The sequence below is a fragment of the Microbacterium sp. GbtcB4 genome (assembly GCF_019091465.1).
GTDB classification, from domain to species: Bacteria; Actinomycetota; Actinomycetes; order Actinomycetales; family Microbacteriaceae; genus Microbacterium; species Microbacterium paraoxydans.
Genome location: NZ_JAGXJJ010000003.1, coordinates 61,542 through 77,811 on the forward strand (window position 1 = coordinate 61,542; position 16,270 = coordinate 77,811).

Consider the following 16,270-nt stretch of genomic DNA (forward strand, 5'->3'; position numbering starts at 1 on the left):
CATGTCGAACGCCATCGCCGAAGCGCCGGCCGAGACGACCGAAGACACCGGGATCCAGTCCTTCATCGTCACCTTCAACATCCGCCGGTTCGACCCCGAGGTCGACGCCGAGCCGCACTGGGTCGACTACGACGTGGAGCTCTACTCCACCGACCGCGTCCTCGACGCCCTGCACAAGATCAAGTGGGAGGTCGACGGCTCGCTGACCTTCCGCCGCTCCTGCGCGCACGGCATCTGCGGCTCCGACGCCATGCGCATCAACGGCCGCAACCGCCTGGCCTGCAAGACGCTGATCAAGGACCTCGACATCTCGAAGCCGATCTACGTCGAGGCCATCAAGGGCCTGCCGCTGGAGAAGGACCTCGTCGTCGACATGGAGCCGTTCTTCGCGTCGTACCGCGAGGTGCAGCCGTTCCTCGTCGCGAACTCCGTGCCGGAGAAGGGCAAGGAGCGCACGCAGTCCATCGCCGACCGCGAGATCTTCGACGACACCACGAAGTGCATCCTCTGCGCCGCGTGCACCTCGTCGTGCCCCGTGTTCTGGACCGACGGGCAGTACTTCGGCCCGGCCGCGATCGTCAACGCGCACCGCTTCATCTTCGACTCGCGCGACGACAACGCCGCGGTGCGTCTCGACATCCTCAACGACAAGGAGGGCGTCTGGCGCTGCCGCACGACCTTCAACTGCTCCGAGGCCTGCCCCCGTGGCATCGAGGTCACCAAGGCCATCGCCGAGGTCAAGCAGGCGGTCCTCCGCGGCCGTCCCTGACGCCGACACAGGCATTCACGCGAGAACAGGCGGTCCCGGACGGGGCCGCCTGTTCTCGTGTCTGCGCCTGTTCTCGCGGAGGCAGGCAGGGCGCGCGAAGGCGGGGCCCGCGCTTGGGTAGGGTGGGGGCGTGTCCGAGCCCGGTTCGGCGACCGACGGTCGCCTCGATGCCGCGGTCGAGCGCGCGACCGCGCTGACCCGGCGTACCCTCGGCCTCTTCCCGGTGCGGGTGTGGCGGCACTTCCTGCAGCACAACGGCTTCCTGCTCGCCGCCGGGGTGAGCTACCAGGCGCTGTTCGCCATCTTCGCCGCGATCTACCTCGCGTTCGCCATCGCGGGTCTCTGGCTCGGCGGCAGCGAGGAGGCGGTGAACGGGCTCATCGACATCATCAACAACTACATCCCGAACCTCATCCTCGACGAGGGCGGCGTCTTCACCCCCGCGCAGGTGCAGGAGATCGCCTCGAACACCAGCGGGTTCCTCGGCATCACCGGTCTCATCGCCCTCGGCACGGTGATCTGGACCGCGATCGGGTGGGTGACCTTCTCCCGGCGGGCCGTGCGGGACATCTTCGGCCTCGAGCCCGACCGGCGCAGCTACCTCCTCCTCAAGGCGCGCGACCTGCTCGCCGCTCTCATCTTCGGAGTCGCTCTCATCGTCGGCTCCGCACTGAGCTCGGCCAGCGCCGCGGTCCTCAGCTGGGTGCTGTCGCTGCTGGGCTGGGATGCCGGCTCCGACGGCCTCAACATCAGCATCCGGATCGGCACCGTCCTGGTGTCGTTCGTCCTGCTGACGGGAGCGCTGGCGGCGATGGTGCGCTTCCTCACCGGCACCTCGCTGCACTGGGGCACCATCTGGCCCGGCGCCCTCCTCGGCGGCGCGGCCATGACGGTGCTGCAGTTCGGGGTCGGGTTCCTGTTGAGCTACACGCCGTCGAACCCGCTGCTGGCGACCTTCGCGATCTTCGTCGGACTGCTGCTGTGGTTCCGGGTGAACGGGGTGGTCATGCTCGTCGCCGCCTCGTGGATCGCCGTCGCCGCCCAGGACCGCGACCTCCCGCTCTTGCTGCCGACGGAGGCCGAGCGGCGGGTGGCCGAACACGCCACGCTGCTCTCCGCGGCACGGATCCGCTTGCGCGACGCCCGGGCCGCGCGCGACGAGGCCCCGTGGTACCGGAGCTGGGCCGCCGGGCACGCCGTCCGCGCGGCGGAGGACGAGGTCGCGCGACTGGAGGCCTCCGCTCCCCCGCCCGCACCCCCGACCTCCCCTCTCGCGCAGCGCCTGCTCTCCGAGCTCGACCACCGTCAGAACCGCGATGTCGGCGGTGCTCGTTAGGCTGGAGGAATGCCTCACCTGCGTATCGCCTCGGTCAATGTCAACGGGATCCGGGCGGCCGCCCGCAACGGGATGAGCACGTGGCTGGACGCCGCGGACATCGACATCCTCACCCTTCAGGAGGTGCGCGGGCAGGACGAGCACATCGAGGCTGCCCTCCCCGGCTGGACCTTCGTTCACGATGAGGCCACGGCCAAGGGGCGAGCGGGCGTCGCGATCGCCAGCCGCCTCCCCGCGCTCGCCTCCCGGGTGGACTTCGGCCCGGAGGACTTCGACTCCAAGGGCCGCTGGATCGAGGCCGACTTCCTGATCGGCGACCGTCCGCTCACCGTCGTCAGCGCCTACGTGCACTCCGGCGAGGCCGACACCCCGAAGCAGGACGAGAAGTGGAAGTTCCTCGATGCGTTCGAGGCTCGACTGGCGAGTCTGAACACCGACGGCGCCCTCGCGCTCGTCACCGGAGACCTCAATGTGGGGCACCGCGAGCTCGACATCAAGAACTGGCGCGGCAACCGCACCAAGGCCGGCTTCCTGCCGCGCGAACGCGCCTACTTCGATCGCTTCCTCGGTGAGGCCGGGGCCTCGGTCACCGGCGTCGACGGCTCGGTCGGCACCGGTCTGGGCTGGGTGGACGTCGGCCGCCGCTTCCATGGCGAGGTGGACGGGCCGTACACCTGGTGGTCCATGCGCGGGAAGGCCTTCGACAACGACTCGGGATGGCGCATCGACTACCACCTGGCCACGCCCGCTCTCGCCGAGCGCGTCCAGGCGTATCACGTGGCCCGTGCGGCCGCGTATGACCAGCGCTGGAGCGACCACGCGCCGGTCGTCGTCGACTACACCTACTGACGCGGTTCCGGCCGCTCGGAGGGCGACGGCGGCGACTCGCGATACCATCCGCGATACTCCAGAACGGTGCCGAGCACGGGGTTCACGGCGCGCATGTCGATGGTGCGACGGCGGTGCTCGGCGTCCCAGCCGTCGACGAGGTCCACGCGCACGCCGAGCGGACCGGGCAGAGCGAACCGCCGACCGAACAACCGCAGGGCGACCCGGACGGTGCGCATCCGCAGGAAGCCCTCCGCCGTCACGCTGCACTCCTCGATGAGCTCCACGCGGCCGCGGGCGCCGAGGAGATTCCGGACCAGTCCCGGCCGCACGCTCACCGTCAGCCGGTCCACGATCCGTTCGGTCCGCCCGGGGAAGAGGAACTCGCGGGTGGAGTCCAGTGTCGCGCGGCCCGTCTCCGCGCGTCCGGTCGTCGTGCGGAGGACGAACCGGACGTCTCGTCCCGATGTCGGCACCAACAGCCCCGGTCCGACGATCGGACGCGCGAGAGCCGCCCAGCGGCCGAACCGGCTCCCCGCGACCGCGAACATCCCCTCCGCGTGCCCCGCCGGCCCCGGAGCGCGGTACTGCGCGAGGATCTCCGGATGGAGACGCTCCGCTTCCGCGCCCAGGGCATCGAGGAACACCTGTCCGCGTCTCAGGGGCATGCCGTCCGTCATGACGTCAGCGTAGGGGATGCGGCGACGCCGGGCTTCGCCGCGCAGACGCATAGGATTGACGGGTGAACAAGCCTCGTCTCTACTCCGGAATGCAGCCCTCCGCCGACTCCCTCCAGATCGGCAACTACATCGGCGCGCTCCTGCAGTGGCGGGAGCTCCAGACCTCGTACGACGCGTTCTTCTCCGTCGTCGACCTGCACGCCCTCACGGTCGCCCAGAACCCGGCCGAGCTGCGCGAGAAGACCCGCCGTACCGCCGCGCAGTACATCGCCGCGGGCATCGAGCCGTCGCAGTCGACGCTGTACGTGCAGTCGCACGTCCGCGCGCATGCCGAGCTCGCCTGGATCCTCAGCACGATCACCGGCTTCGGCGAGGCCGGACGCATGACCCAGTTCAAGGACAAGTCGGCCCGCTACGGCGCCGATGCGACCAGCGTCGGCCTCTTCACCTATCCGGTGCTCATGGCCGCCGACATCCTGCTCTACCAGACCGACGTCGTGCCGGTCGGCGACGACCAGAAGCAGCACGTAGAGCTCACCCGCGACCTCGCGGAGCGCTTCAACTCGCGGTTCGGCGAGACCTTCACGGTGCCGGTCCCGGTCATCCAGAAGGAGACGGCGAGGATCTACGACCTGCAGAACCCGACGGCGAAGATGTCGAAGTCGGCCGAGAGCGACGCCGGTGTGCTGTGGATGCTCGACGACCCGGCGAAGTCGGCGAAGAAGATCATGCGCGCGGTGACCGACAACGAGGGCACCGTGCGGTTCGATCGGGAGGCCAAGCCCGGCGTCTCGAACCTGCTGACCATCTACGCCGCCCTGACCGGCCGTCAGATCCCGGCGATCGAGGACGAGTACGCGGGCCGCGGCTACGGCGACTTCAAGAAGGGCCTCGCCGAGGTCGTCGTGGAGGAGTTCGCCCCGGTGCGCGACCGTGCCCTCGAGCTCCTCGACGACCCGGCGGAGCTCGACCGGATCCTCGCCGAGAACGCCGCCCGTGCCGACGCCGTCGCCGATCGCACGCTGTCCGACGTGTACGACCGCGTCGGACTGCTGCGCCGGGTGTGAGCCGCAGCCGACCCTAGGATGACATCGTGACCGATCCGCAGCTGCCCCCTCCGCCCGGCGCCGTGCCACCCCTGCCCCCGGCGACCTCGGTCCCGCAGGAGCCGGCATCCGGTGCGGTCCCGCCGCCCGCGTATCCGTCGGCGCCGCCTGCTCCTCCGGCAACGTACCCGCCCGCCGGCGGATACGGCCAGCCGGCACCCCCTGCCGCGCCTCCCGGGGCGTATCAGGTGCCCGTGGGCGGCTACGCGGCACCGTCCGGCACGTACACCGCGCCGGACGCCGCGCCGAAGCCCTCGGGATTCCTCGGCCTGCTCGCTCTCGGCCTCTCGATCCTCGCGGCCGTCGTCATGCCGATCATCGGCGGCGTCAGCGCGTTCGAGGTCGGCCGCCGCATCCCGCAGGGCTTCAGCGGCTCCACGGGCAATCTCGGATTCCTGTCCCCCGCGCGCGACCAGGTGCTGTGGACGGAGCTGTCCTTCTGGGCCGGGACGGTGCTCGGCATCGCCGCGATCGTGCTGGGGATCATCGCGATCCGCCGCAAGCAGGGGCGCGGAGCGGGCATCGCCGCGCTCATCGTCGCCGTCCTCGGCGCGATCATCTTCTTCGTCGCCGTCTTCACCGCTTTCGCCGTCGGCGGGGCGGCGGGGTACGCCACCTTCACCACCTGACACGCGGCGCGCCGCGTCCTCAGCGAGGGGCGTGGTGCTTCTGCTGCGCGGCGAGCAGCCCCTCGTCGACGAGGAGCTCGACGGCGTCGGCTGCGTCGCCCACGAGGAGGGGCAGGTTCGCGCGCTCGTCCTTGCCGAACGGGGAGAGCACCCAGTCGGCGGGGTCCTGACGCCCCACCGGCCGGCCGATGCCCACGCGCACCCGGGGGAAGTCCGGGCTCGTGAGCGCTCGCGCGATGTCGCGGACGCCGTTGTGCCCGCCGTGGCCTCCCCCGGTCTTGAGCTTGACCGTGTCGAACGGGATGTCGAGCTCATCGTGCACGACGACCACGTGATCGAGGGGGACGGAGTAGAAGCGGGCGAGCGCCGCGACGGGCGTACCCGAGACGTTCATGAACGTGTTCGGCTTCGCGAGCACGAGCTTGTCGGCGCCGGGGCGGAGCCAGGTCTCCACGACGCGCGCGCCGCCCTTGTGCTCCCGGAAGCTCTCGCCGCGCCGGGCCGCGAGCTCGTCGACGACCATCTGGCCGATGTTGTGGCGGGTCGCCTCATAGCGGGGTCCGGGGTTGCCGAGACCGACCACGAGCCAGGTCGCTGCCATTCCTCGTCCTCTCTCGCCGGAGCCGTCACCCCGGTCAGGATACGACGGAGGGGACGCGATCCGATCGCGTCCCCTCCGTGATGAAGCAGGCGGAGATCACTCCGCGGCGGCCTCCTCGGACGCCTCGGCGGCGCCCTCGGCGGACTCGCCCTCGGTCTCCTCGTCCTCGACCGGAGCGGCCGGGACGGAGATGGCGACCACGAGGACCTCGGCGTCGGTGAGGAGCGTCGAGCCCTTCGGGAGGGTGACGTCGGCGGCGGTGATGTGCGCGCCCTCCTCGAGACCCTCGACCGAGACCTCGATGTTCTCGGGGATGTGCGTGGCCTCGGCCTCGACCTGGATGGTCGTGGCGTCGAGGTTGACGATGGTGCCGGGAGCCGGCTCGCCGGTCACGACGACGGGGACGTCGATGGCGACCTTCTCGCCCTTCTTCACGACCAGGAGGTCGATGTGCTCGATGATCTGGTGCACCGGGTCCTTCTGCACGTCCTTGACGAGCGCGAGCTGCGAGGTGCCCTCGATGTCGAGGTCGAGCAGCGCGTTGGCGCGACGGATGATCAGGGAGACCTGGTGACCCGGCAGCGCGACGTGCACAGGCTCGGTGCCGTGGCCGTAGATGACCGCGGGGATCTTGCCGGCGGCGCGCAGACGACGGGCGAAGCCCTTGCCGAAGCTGCTGCGCAGCTCGGCGTGGACCGTGGTGTCTTCAGACATGAGGTTCTCCTTCGGGCACGCAGCGAAGGCGCCGCGCGGTGGTCTTGGAATTGTGGACTCGAACGCGGACGCGTGAGGAAAGCCACCGGGCTTGCTTCGCCGCGTCGATCACGGACGTCCGCGCACGCGCAGAAGCGTCCCTCGCCGAGGTACGACTCCATGGTACCGGATGACCCGATAGGCTGAGGACACCGGTCCCCTCTGCAGAAATTCGGAGTACCTCCATGCTCGACGCCGCGTTCCTCTCTCACGTCCTCCTCTGGGTGATCGGCGCCATGTCGCTGTGCGCCGCCGTCGCAACGGGCGCCGCCCTGTTCTCCCTCGGCCGCTCGGGCTACCGCAAGGACTGAGCGCCCCCTGGCGCTCCCGTCACCGCGGTGAGCGCCTTCCGGATCGCCGCCACCTCGCGCCTCAGCGGAAGCGCGGCATCGACCCGGAGCCCCGACTCGTCGTCCGTCAGCGGTTCCCACGTGTCGAGCTGAGAATCGAGCAGCGAGGCCGGCATGAAGTGGTCGGAGCGACCGCCGACCCGCCGTGCGAGCGTCTCCCGTGCCACGCCGAGCTCGACGAAAACGGCGTCCGGTGCTTCCGCCCTGATGGCATCCCGGTAGCGCCGCCGCAGCGCGGAGCACGCGACCACGATGTGCGCCTCCGCGGCGAGCGTCCGTCCGACCACCCGCAGCCACGGCATCCGGTCCTCGTCGTCGAGGGCGATACCCGCCGCCATCTTCTCGACGTTTGTGAGCGGATGCAGGTCGTCCCCGTCCACGAAGCGCGCCCCGAGATCCTCGGCCAGCGCCGCACCCACCGTCGACTTCCCGGAGCCGCTGGGCCCCATCACGACGATGCGCACGCTCATGCCGGCCTGCCGTCGATCCTCAGTAGAACTCGACCGTGTCGACCACTGCACGCAGCTCGCGTCCGTCGAGCAGCCGGGTGGCGTTCTCAGCGAATCGCCGCGCGATGCGCTCCTCTTCCTTCGAGCTGAGCGCCGCGGTGTGCGGACTGACGAGGACGCGGGGGTGCGCCCACAACGGGGACTCGGCGGGCAGCGGCTCCTGCTCGAAGACGTCCAGCCCGGCGAAGCCGACGCGGCCGTCGTCGAGCGCGGCGAGAAGCGCCGTCTCATCGACGACGCTGCCGCGTCCGACGTTGGTGAGGATGACCCCGGGCTTCACCGCCTGCAGGACCTCCTCGCCGATGAGATGCCTGGTCTGCTCGGTGCCCGGCAGCGTGACGACGATCGCGTCGACCTCGCCCACCGCGCCCACGAGCTCGTCGGGCGCGATGAGACGGTCGACACCCTCGACCGCGCGGCCGGAGCGACTGGTCCCCCACACCCGCGCGCCGAGCGCGTGGAACCGGCGGGCGCACTCCGCGCCGATGCCGCCGAGCCCGACCACCAGCACGGTCATCTCGTCGACCTGACGCATCTCCCAGCGGTCGGGCCAGACGCGGCGATCCTGATCCGTCCGCAGGCGTGGAAGGTCCTTCGCCCCGGCGAGCACCGCGAAGACGGCGAACTCGGCGAGCGTGCCGCCGTGGACGCCCGCGCTGGTGGTGAAGACGATGCGGTCGAGATCCGCCCGGTCGAGCCCCGCGGCCTTCACGGTGCTCCCGCCGCCGGCCGCCGTGGTCATGACCCACCGCAGCCGCGGGTTCGCGGACACCGTTCGCGCCAGCGCGTCGGGGTCGACGTCGGGGATGCCGAAGAGGACGTCCGCCGAGTCGACGAGGTCGTCGAACGCCCGTTGCTGCTCCGGCGTGCGAGTGAAGTCAGGGTCGCCCGACCAGTCTGCAGGGCCGCGCATAGGAGGCACGAGCGCCGCATCGTGGACGACCTCGAGCCGCGGCTCCAGCTCCTCGATGAGCCCGCACAGCTCCTCCGCCAACGGCACCGCGACGACAGCGCGGACCTTCTTCTCGGACTCCGTCACGACCGACTCCCTCCAGCTCCTGTGCTCTCCTCAGCGTAGAGGTCCCGAGCGTCCGGACGCCCGCCACCGCGGACGATGACAGGGCCGTGTCACGGGTGCGCCTCGATCCGCCCTACAGCGATACGCTGAACTCAACCCTTCTTCACGACCGAGGAGCCTTCCGTGCCCGAAGCATCAGCGAACATCGGAGTCGTCGGACTCGCCGTCATGGGGTCGAACCTCGCCCGCAACCTCGCGAGCCGCGAGGGCAACACCGTGGCGATCTTCAACCGCAGCTACGAGAAGACGCAGACCCTCCTCGACGAGCATCCCGAGGCGGGCTTCATCCCGGCGAAGACCTACCAGGAGTTCGCCGATTCGCTGCAGAAGCCGCGTACCGCGATCATCATGGTCAAGGCCGGAGCTCCGACCGACGCCGTGATCGACTCCCTCGTCGAGGTCTTCGAGCCGGGCGACATCATCGTCGACGGCGGCAACGCCTACTTCCCGGACACCATCCGCCGCGAGAAGGCCGTCCGCGAGACCGGCATCAACTTCGTCGGCGCCGGCATCTCCGGCGGCGAGGAGGGGGCCCTCACGGGTCCCTCGATCATGCCGGGCGGCTCCGACGAGTCCTGGGTCACGCTCGGACCCATCCTGAAGTCCATCGCCGCGATCGCCGAGGGCGAGCCGTGCGTGACGCACGTCGGCCACGACGGCGCCGGCCACTTCGTCAAGATGGTGCACAACGGCATCGAGTACGCCGACATGCAGCTCATCGCCGAGGCCTACGACCTCATCCGTCGCGGCACCGGCAAGACGCCCGCGGAGATCGCCGAGATCTTCGCCGAGTGGAACCGCGGCGAGCTGGAGTCGTACCTCATCGAGATCACCGCCGAGGTGCTGCGGCAGGTCGACGCGTCCACCGGCAAGCCGCTCGTCGACGTCATCCTGGACCAGGCCGGCGCGAAGGGCACCGGTGCCTGGACCGTGCAGACCGCGCTCTCGCTCGGCGTTCCGGTCTCGGGTATCGCCGAGGCGACGTTCGCCCGCTCCCTCTCCTCGCACCCCGAGCAGCGCGCGGTCGCCGCGGCGCTTCCTGGCCCGGACGAGGAGTTCACGGTCCCGGCCGACGAGGTCGACGCCTTCGTCGAGGACGTCCGCCTGGCGCTCTACGCCTCCAAGATCGTCGCCTACTCGCAGGGCTTCGACGAGATCCGCGCCGGTGCCGCCGAGTACGGCTGGAACATCGATCTCGGTGCGATCTCCAAGATCTGGCGCGGCGGCTGCATCATCCGTGCCCAGTTCCTGAACCGGATCGCGGACGCCTACGCCGAGACGCCCGACCTGCCCGTGCTGATGACGGCTCCGTACTTCGCCGAGGCGCTCACCCGCGGCCAGGCGGCATGGCGCCGCGTGGTGGTCACGGCGGCGCAGTCCGGCATCCCGGCTCCGGCGTTCTCGTCGTCGTTGTCGTACTACGACGGCATCCGCGCCGACCGCCTTCCGGCTGCTCTCGTGCAGGGCCAGCGCGACTTCTTCGGCGCGCACACCTACAAGCGCATCGACAAGGAGGGCACCTTCCACACGCTGTGGTCGGGCGACCGCTCCGAGATCGAGGCCGAAGACACGCACTGACCTCGGGTCTGCGAAGGGCCGGGCACCGTACGGTGCCCGGCCCTTCGTGCGTCAGACGAGGATGTTGTGGTTGCGGCGGAACACGTTCTGCGGGTCCCACTGCGCCTTCACCGCCCGCAGACGCGCGTAGCCGTCGCGGCCGTACATCCCGGACACCGCGTCCGGTCGCTCGCGGTCGACGAAGTTGCTGTACTCGGCGAGGCGGCCCTCGACGATCCGCTGCGCGTCGGCGGCGGCTTTCTCACGCCCCTGCTCGTCGAGCAGTCCGGGGACGTCGAAGGCACCGGCCATGACGAACCAGGTCGCGCTGCGCGCCGGGAATGCCGTCTCCTCCTGCGGCACGTCGCCGAACGCCCCGCCGAGGGACCGGAGGAAGACGACCGAGGCGGGGAACTCCCGCCGATACGCCACCAGCCGATCGATCGTCTCATCGTCGAGGTCGGCGACGAGCCCGTTCCCGCCGAGGAACCCGGGAGGGGCGGGAGCCTCGCCGCCCTCGGGCTGCGGCATCTCCATCAGGATGTCCCGGTAGGCGGGCTCGGTGATCTCCGTCGTGACACCGTCGAGGGCGGTGATCGGCGCGAGCTCCACACGCAGCGCCTCCGGGTCGGGCCCTGCCCACACGGCGGTCAGCCGGGCACCGGCCGGAGCACTCGGGTCCATGGGCGGCACGTCCATGTACGTGACGGTCAGTTCGCGCGGGGCGTCGCGGAGGAGTTCGCGCGCAGCCCGGAGCACGGCCGTCGCGTCACCTTCGACGACGGACTCGGCCAGCGCGATCCCCGGCAGACGATGCGCCTCGAAATCGAAACGGGTGACGATGCCGAAGTTGCCGCCACCGCCGCGCAGCGCCCAGAACAGGTCGGGATGCTGCGTGGCCGACACCTCCACCACGTCTCCGCTCGCGGTGACGACCTGGGCGCCGACGAGCTGATCGACGGCGAGGCCCCAGGCGCGCACCATCCAGCCGATGCCGCCGCCGAGCGTGAGACCGCCGACACCGACGCTGGCCGTGTCGCCGGAGCTCAGGGCGAGGCCATGGGCGGCGAGGGCTGTCGCGACATCGCCCCAGACAGCACCGCCACCGAGGCGTACGGCGGTGCCGTCGACCTCGATCGAGGAGAGCTCCCCGAGTTCGAGCCGCAGACCGGGGGCGGAGGCGTGGGACCAGGGCCCGTGGCCGCCGGAGACGACGGTCAGGGGGACCGCCTCCTGCGCGGCGGCGCGGACGAGCGCGGCCACCTCGGAGACGGTGGAGGGACGGTGGACGGTGGGCTGTGCGGATTCGACGTGGTCGACCATGAGCACACGGTAGACCCGGGGTCGGACATCGCGGAAGAGGGGCGGCTCGCCGTCCGCCCCTCCCCCGCGCCGCCGGCTATCGGGTGGTGTCTTTCACCGTCCCCTGCGTCAGACGCAGCCGCTTCGTCGCGCGTCGCGCCACCGCGGAGTCGTGCGTGACCACGACCATGGTGATGCCCTCCGCGCACAGCCGCTCGAGGAGGTCGAGGATCTCGTCGCGCATCCTCTCGTCGAGGTTGCCCGTCGGCTCGTCCGCGAGCAGCACCCGCGGGCGCTTGACGATCGCCCGCGCGATCGCGACACGCTGCTGCTGTCCACCGGACAACTCTGCGGGACGATGGTCTCCGCGGTCCGCCAGGCCGACGTGGGCGAGGGCGGCGGCGACCCGCGTGCGTCGTTCCGCCGGGTCGATGCCGAGCGGCTCCAGGGCCATGTCGACGTTCTCCGCCGCCGTCAGCGTCGGGATCAGGTTGAACCCCTGGAAGACGAATCCGATCTCCTGCGCGCGGATCCGTCCCAGCTCCGACGGCGAGGCCGACGACAGTTCACGGCCGTCCAGCTGCAGCGTCCCGGAGGTCGGGGTGTCGAGCGCCCCCAGCAGCTGCAACAGCGTCGACTTGCCCCCTCCGGTCGGCCCCTGGATCGTGACGAATGCGCCGGGCATGATCTCCAGGTCGACGCCCGTGAGCGCCGTCACCGTCCGTCCCTTCCGCGTATAGGTGCGGGTGACGCCCGTCGCCTGGTACAGCGGGGTCGCCGCCGACGGGGCCGGAACGCGGGCCTCGGAATCCGTCATCGTGGTCATCTCGGTCTCCTTCTCTCCTGTGTGGTTCGCGACGCCGCTCATGCGACGGACCGCAGGGCCTCGGCGGGGCTCAGTCGCGCCGCCCGCCAGCCTCCGAAGGCGCCGGCGACGAGCCCGCCCAGCACCGCGAGGCCCACGGCGGCGACGAGCACCCAGGGGGTCAGCGGCGCCTGCAGCACGATGTCGGTGGCGGTCTCCGCGCCCGGGGCCATGCCGCCGGGGCCGCCGAAGCCTCCTCCTCCGTTCGGGCCTCCGCCGACGGCCGTGGATCCGGCGGCCACGGTCGGCTGCATGACGGTGATGATCAGGATCCCGGCGAGGCCGAGCACGAGACCAGCTGCGCCTCCGAGGAGTCCCTGCACCATCGACTCCCCGGCGACCTGGCGCACGACGCGGCCGTTCGACCACCCCATCGCCTTCAGGGTGCCGAACTCGCGGGTGCGGCGGCCGACGCCGGAGAGGGTGAGGAGCACCGAGAGCAGCACGGCGACGGCGAGGACGATGATCGACAGCCAGGTGCCGAGATTCGTGACGAGCGCCGTCGCGTTCGAGAGCGAGCCGGACACCGTCGCAGCGAGCTCGGACTGTGAGGAGACGGTGGCGTCGGGTAGCTCCTCCGCCAGGGCCGTCTGCACCTCGTCGATGGACGCCGCCGAATCCGCCTGCACGTACACCGTGGAGATCACGTCCTCCACGCCGGCCAGCTCCTGCGCGGTGTCGAGCGGGAGGTAGACGTCCGCCGCGGTGTCTGCGGCATCCGACGCCGAGGTGAGGAGGCCGACGACCTCGACGTCGGAGCCCGCGACGTCCAGGGTGTCGCCGACGGCGATGTCCTCGCTCGCGGCGTACGTGCTGTCCACCAGCGCGACGAGGGCTCCGCTGTCGTCGGCGTCCAGCCCACGCCCCTCGCCGATCTCGGCGGAGGCCAGCGGGCCGACCTCCGACGCGGACGGGTCGATGCCGAGGACGGTGAACGAGTCGATGCCGAACGCACCGCCTCCGCCCCCGCCGCCACCCTGCGGAGGCGCCTGGCCCTCCGCGGGCGCCTCGCCGCCCTCCGCACCGTCCTGCCCGCCGAAGCCGCCACTCGGCAGCTCACCGGAGAAGGTCGAGTTCGTCAGGCTCAGCGCACCGGTCGCGGCGGCGACGCCATCGGTACCGGCGACCGTGTCCAGCACCGCGGCGTCGAGCGTCGTCCGGCCGAAGTCCGTGCGCAGGGTCGACTGCTCCAGGGTCGTGGTCTCGCCGTCGCTCTCCCCCGCGTCCTCGTCGAACTCGAACCGCGGTCCTGTCCCGTCGCCCGGTTCCGCGGCGGCACCCGTGACGGTCAGATCCGTCCCCACTCCGTAGACCGCTGCCAGCGACTGCGCCTGGGCGTCGCGCACACCGGTCGTCAGGGCGTTCACCACGATTACGAGTCCGATCGCGATCGCGAGCCCGATGGCCACGATCGCCGTCTGCTTCTTGCGGCCCGCGAGTTCGCGCCGCAGATATCGTCCGTACATGTCTCTCCTCCCGCCGCGACGATCGCGGCGCGGAACCGACGCTAGGGACGACCGTTATGCGGATTCGAGGGACGGATGATGAGGGTTCTATGAGGCGGACATCTCCCAGAGAACCCATAGCCTGCTCCATAGAAATCACATAGGAAGTTCCGCAGAATAGAGGCATGACCAGCGACCTGCCCGAACTGCGCCGCCCCGACGGCTCCCCTCTGCGCATCCTCGCCGTGGACGACGAGCAGATGCTCACCGATCTGCTCGCCATGGCCCTGCGCATGGAGGGCTGGGAGGTGCGCACCGCCTCCTCCGGCCTCGAGGCGATCCAGGTCGCGAAGGAGTTCGAACCGGACGCCCTCGTGCTCGACATCATGATGCCCGACCTCGACGGGATGGCCGTGCTGAAGCGCCTCCGCGAAGCAGGCAACCTCGTCCCGGTCCTCTTCCTCACGGCGAAGGATGCCGTGGGCGACCGCGTCGCCGGGCTCACCGCCGGGGGCGACGATTACGTGACCAAGCCGTTCAGCCTGGAAGAGGTGATCGCCCGGCTCCGCGCGATCATCCGGCGCACCGGACACGCCAGCGCCGACGACGGGCAGTCGATCCTCCGCGTCGCCGATCTCACGCTCAACGAGGACAGCCACGAGGTCGTCCGGGACGGCGTGGAGATCGAGCTGACCGCGACCGAGTTCGAGTTGCTGCGCTACCTCATGCGCAACGAGCGCCGGGTGCTGTCCAAGGCGCAGATCCTGGACCGCGTCTGGAGCTACGACTTCGGTGGCAAGTCGTCGGTCGTGGAGCTCTACATCTCGTACCTCCGGAAGAAGATCGACGCCGGCCGCACGCCCCTCCTGCACACCGTGCGCGGCGTCGGCTACATGATCAAGGCCCCGCAGTGAGCGGAGCGACGGTGACGCGGCGGCCCATGAGCCTGCAGACGCGGCTGATGACCGCGGTGATCGGGTTCGTGTCGCTGATCCTCGTCATCGTCGCCGTCATCACCAGCGCCACCCTGGGCAGCACGCTCGAGGACCAGCTCGACAACAAGGTGAAGACCTACGCTGCGACGATCCGGGACGGGATCGTGGAGCGGGTCGCGCCCTCCGAGGCGACCGTCGACAACATCCTCCCCCTCCTCAACACCCGCGTCCCCGGGCTGCTGCTCTCGCTCGGGAGCCCCGTGGCCGGACCGAGCGGCGTCACGTTCCAGGAGAGCCGTGGGGCGTTGAACAGCACGCCGCAGTCGCTCACTCCCGAGCAGTTGCAGAGGTTGTACGGCACGGTCGCGCTCGGCACCCCTGCCACGGTCTCGTTCGACGGCCTCGGCTCGTATCGGGTCGTCGCGACCACCGCGAGCAACGGCGTCGTCGTCGTCACGGGGCTCCCCCGCGACGACGTCCAGAATCAGCTCACGCAGCTCCTCACCGTGATCCTGCTCGCGACGGCGGGCGGCCTGATCCTCCTCGCCCTGACGACGGCGGTCACGATCCGGGTCGGGCTTCGGCCGCTGCGGGCGGTTGCAGCGACCGCGACGAGAGTCGCCAATCAGCAGCTCGACCGCGGCGAGGTCAGCATCACCGAGCGCGTACCGGCGAGCGAGGCCGATCCGCGGACGGAGACCGGGCTCGTCGGCGCCGCGCTCAACAAGCTCCTCGACCACGTGGACACGTCCCTCGCGGCGCGCCAGAAGAACGAGGAGCAGATGCGCCGGTTCGTCGCCGACGCGAGCCATGAGCTGCGCACGCCGCTGGCCTCGATCCGCGGCTACTCGGAGCTCTCGTTGCGAGCGCTGCGTCAGGCACCGGAGGCGACGAAGGAAGACGCGGTCATCGAGGGCACGACCTCCTCCTTGGAGCGCATCCAGGCGCAGTCGCTGCGCATGACACGGCTCGTGGAGGACCTCCTGCTCCTCGCCCGTCTCGACGAGGGACGAGAACTCGTGTACGGCACGGTCGACCTCGCCCAGCTCGCCCTCGAGGGCCTCTCGGATGCGCGGCCGACGGCGGTCGATCATCACTGGAACATCGAGGTGCCGGATGAGCCGGTCACCGTCGTCGGTGATGCAGGGCGGCTGCATCAGGTCGTCGCGAACCTGCTGGCCAATGCCAGGACCCACACCCCTGCGGGGACCACGGTGACGCTGAGCGTGGCCCGGGAGGGCGACGAGGCCGTGCTCCGCGTGCACGACGACGGCCCGGGGATCGATCCCGCCCTCCGCGACGAGCTCTTCGCCCGGTTCGCCCGCGGAGACAGCTCCCGCGCCCGGCAGACCGGAGGGACCGGACTCGGTCTCGCGATCGTCAAGGCCATCGTGGAGGGCCACCACGGCCGCATCTCGGTCGACAGCGAGCCCGGCGACACGACCTTCACCGTCCGGATCCCGCTGACTCATCCCGGCGAGACTCCGCCCGACGCCTGACCCGGGGCCCCGAACGGGAGGAAGAGGG

The 16,270-nt window shown here is 70.7% G+C and carries 17 protein-coding genes; 9 read left to right on the forward strand and 8 right to left on the reverse strand.

The window, feature by feature from the left end; genetic code table 11:
* Position 1 precedes the first annotated feature (1 nt).
* The 3 genes from KVS71_RS06190 (at position 2) to KVS71_RS06200 (ending at position 2,954) form a co-directional block, all read left to right on the forward strand.
* Entirely contained in the window at positions 2 to 769 is a 768-nt protein-coding gene (locus KVS71_RS06190) for a succinate dehydrogenase iron-sulfur subunit (RefSeq protein ID WP_025105655.1), read from the forward strand.
* Between the two features lie 130 nt (positions 770 to 899).
* Positions 900 to 2,105 carry a YihY/virulence factor BrkB family protein gene (locus KVS71_RS06195; RefSeq protein ID WP_105950180.1) on the forward strand — a complete coding sequence of 402 codons (1,206 nt, stop codon included), beginning with the start codon at positions 900 to 902 and terminating at the stop codon, positions 2,103 to 2,105.
* A gap of 9 nt (positions 2,106 to 2,114) precedes the next feature.
* Positions 2,115 to 2,954 carry an exodeoxyribonuclease III gene (locus KVS71_RS06200; protein WP_060921487.1) on the forward strand — a complete coding sequence of 280 codons (840 nt, stop codon included), beginning with the start codon at positions 2,115 to 2,117 and terminating at the stop codon, positions 2,952 to 2,954.
* Here the strand turns inward: KVS71_RS06200 and KVS71_RS06205 are convergent.
* Positions 2,948 to 3,613: a DUF4166 domain-containing protein gene (locus KVS71_RS06205; protein ID WP_247641181.1), complete on the reverse strand. Its 666-nt coding sequence runs from the start codon at positions 3,611 to 3,613 to the stop codon at positions 2,948 to 2,950. The two genes, KVS71_RS06200 and KVS71_RS06205, sit on opposite strands and share 7 nt — an antisense overlap.
* A gap of 62 nt (positions 3,614 to 3,675) precedes the next feature.
* Between KVS71_RS06205 and trpS the strand changes: the two genes are divergently transcribed.
* Both trpS and KVS71_RS06215 read left to right on the forward strand, forming a co-directional pair.
* A complete protein-coding gene (gene trpS / locus KVS71_RS06210) occupies positions 3,676 to 4,680 on the forward strand; it encodes a tryptophan--tRNA ligase (protein ID WP_082749972.1) in 1,005 nt (334 codons plus the stop codon).
* 26 nt (positions 4,681 to 4,706) lie between these two features.
* Positions 4,707 to 5,348, forward strand: coding sequence for a hypothetical protein (locus KVS71_RS06215; RefSeq protein WP_217584134.1), 642 nt, complete (start codon positions 4,707 to 4,709; stop codon positions 5,346 to 5,348).
* Positions 5,349 to 5,367: 19 nt separating this feature from the next.
* Here KVS71_RS06215 and pth read toward each other — a convergent pair whose 3' ends face one another.
* On the reverse strand, positions 5,368 to 5,949 hold the full coding sequence (gene pth, locus KVS71_RS06220) for an aminoacyl-tRNA hydrolase (RefSeq protein WP_025105649.1): 582 nt from the start codon (positions 5,947 to 5,949) through the stop codon (positions 5,368 to 5,370).
* Between the two features lie 96 nt (positions 5,950 to 6,045).
* Entirely contained in the window at positions 6,046 to 6,663 is a 618-nt protein-coding gene (locus tag KVS71_RS06225; protein WP_025105648.1) for a 50S ribosomal protein L25/general stress protein Ctc, read from the reverse strand.
* Positions 6,664 to 6,887: 224 nt separating this feature from the next.
* Here KVS71_RS06225 and KVS71_RS20230 point away from each other — a divergent pair, with 224 nt between their 5' ends.
* A complete protein-coding gene (locus KVS71_RS20230; RefSeq protein ID WP_255218687.1) occupies positions 6,888 to 7,013 on the forward strand; it encodes a hypothetical protein in 126 nt (41 codons plus the stop codon).
* Here KVS71_RS20230 and KVS71_RS06230 read toward each other — a convergent pair.
* Positions 6,998 to 7,522 (reverse strand): gluconokinase, encoded by a 525-nt coding sequence (locus KVS71_RS06230; RefSeq protein ID WP_217584135.1) that lies wholly within the window; start codon positions 7,520 to 7,522, stop codon positions 6,998 to 7,000. The two genes, KVS71_RS20230 and KVS71_RS06230, sit on opposite strands and share 16 nt — an antisense overlap.
* A 19-nt stretch (positions 7,523 to 7,541) precedes the next feature.
* Positions 7,542 to 8,600, reverse strand: coding sequence for a D-2-hydroxyacid dehydrogenase (locus KVS71_RS06235; RefSeq protein ID WP_217584136.1), 1,059 nt, complete (start codon positions 8,598 to 8,600; stop codon positions 7,542 to 7,544).
* Between the two features lie 162 nt (positions 8,601 to 8,762).
* On the opposite strand from KVS71_RS06235, the gene gndA reads away from it, so the two are divergent.
* Entirely contained in the window at positions 8,763 to 10,217 is a 1,455-nt protein-coding gene (gndA, locus tag KVS71_RS06240) for an NADP-dependent phosphogluconate dehydrogenase (RefSeq protein WP_217584137.1), read from the forward strand.
* Between the two features lie 51 nt (positions 10,218 to 10,268).
* Here gndA and KVS71_RS06245 read toward each other — a convergent pair whose 3' ends face one another.
* The 3 genes from KVS71_RS06245 to KVS71_RS06255 form a co-directional block, all read right to left on the reverse strand.
* Positions 10,269 to 11,519: an FAD-binding oxidoreductase gene (locus KVS71_RS06245; protein ID WP_217584138.1), complete on the reverse strand. Its 1,251-nt coding sequence runs from the start codon at positions 11,517 to 11,519 to the stop codon at positions 10,269 to 10,271.
* 76 nt (positions 11,520 to 11,595) lie between these two features.
* Positions 11,596 to 12,324 carry an ABC transporter ATP-binding protein gene (locus KVS71_RS06250; RefSeq protein WP_254635519.1) on the reverse strand — a complete coding sequence of 243 codons (729 nt, stop codon included), beginning with the start codon at positions 12,322 to 12,324 and terminating at the stop codon, positions 11,596 to 11,598.
* Positions 12,325 to 12,362: 38 nt separating this feature from the next.
* Positions 12,363 to 13,829 carry an ABC transporter permease gene (locus tag KVS71_RS06255; RefSeq protein ID WP_217584139.1) on the reverse strand — a complete coding sequence of 489 codons (1,467 nt, stop codon included), beginning with the start codon at positions 13,827 to 13,829 and terminating at the stop codon, positions 12,363 to 12,365.
* Positions 13,830 to 13,993: 164 nt separating this feature from the next.
* On the opposite strand from KVS71_RS06255, the gene KVS71_RS06260 reads away from it, so the two are divergent.
* Positions 13,994 to 14,722, forward strand: a complete 729-nt coding sequence (locus KVS71_RS06260) for a response regulator transcription factor (RefSeq protein ID WP_025105641.1) — start codon at positions 13,994 to 13,996, stop codon at positions 14,720 to 14,722.
* 26 nt (positions 14,723 to 14,748) lie between these two features.
* Positions 14,749 to 16,242, forward strand: coding sequence for an ATP-binding protein (locus KVS71_RS06265; protein WP_217584140.1), 1,494 nt, complete (start codon positions 14,749 to 14,751; stop codon positions 16,240 to 16,242).
* Positions 16,243 to 16,270 lie beyond the last annotated feature (28 nt).

Coding starts and splice junctions, on each gene's coding strand:
- KVS71_RS06225 (WP_025105648.1), bottom strand. CDS start 6,663: ATGTCTGAAGACACCACGGTCCACGCCGAGCTGCGCAGCAGCTTCGGC.
- KVS71_RS06260 (WP_025105641.1), top strand. CDS start 13,994: ATGACCAGCGACCTGCCCGAACTGCGCCGCCCCGACGGCTCCCCTCTG.
- KVS71_RS06250 (WP_254635519.1), bottom strand. CDS start 12,324: ATGACCACGATGACGGATTCCGAGGCCCGCGTTCCGGCCCCGTCGGCG.
- KVS71_RS06230 (WP_217584135.1), bottom strand. CDS start 7,522: ATGAGCGTGCGCATCGTCGTGATGGGGCCCAGCGGCTCCGGGAAGTCG.
- KVS71_RS06245 (WP_217584138.1), bottom strand. CDS start 11,519: ATGGTCGACCACGTCGAATCCGCACAGCCCACCGTCCACCGTCCCTCC.
- KVS71_RS06190 (WP_025105655.1), top strand. CDS start 2: ATGTCGAACGCCATCGCCGAAGCGCCGGCCGAGACGACCGAAGACACC.
- KVS71_RS20230 (WP_255218687.1), top strand. CDS start 6,888: ATGCTCGACGCCGCGTTCCTCTCTCACGTCCTCCTCTGGGTGATCGGC.
- KVS71_RS06200 (WP_060921487.1), top strand. CDS start 2,115: ATGCCTCACCTGCGTATCGCCTCGGTCAATGTCAACGGGATCCGGGCG.
- pth (WP_025105649.1), bottom strand. CDS start 5,949: ATGGCAGCGACCTGGCTCGTGGTCGGTCTCGGCAACCCCGGACCCCGC.
- KVS71_RS06205 (WP_247641181.1), bottom strand. CDS start 3,613: ATGACGGACGGCATGCCCCTGAGACGCGGACAGGTGTTCCTCGATGCC.
- KVS71_RS06255 (WP_217584139.1), bottom strand. CDS start 13,829: ATGTACGGACGATATCTGCGGCGCGAACTCGCGGGCCGCAAGAAGCAG.
- KVS71_RS06265 (WP_217584140.1), top strand. CDS start 14,749: ATGAGCCTGCAGACGCGGCTGATGACCGCGGTGATCGGGTTCGTGTCG.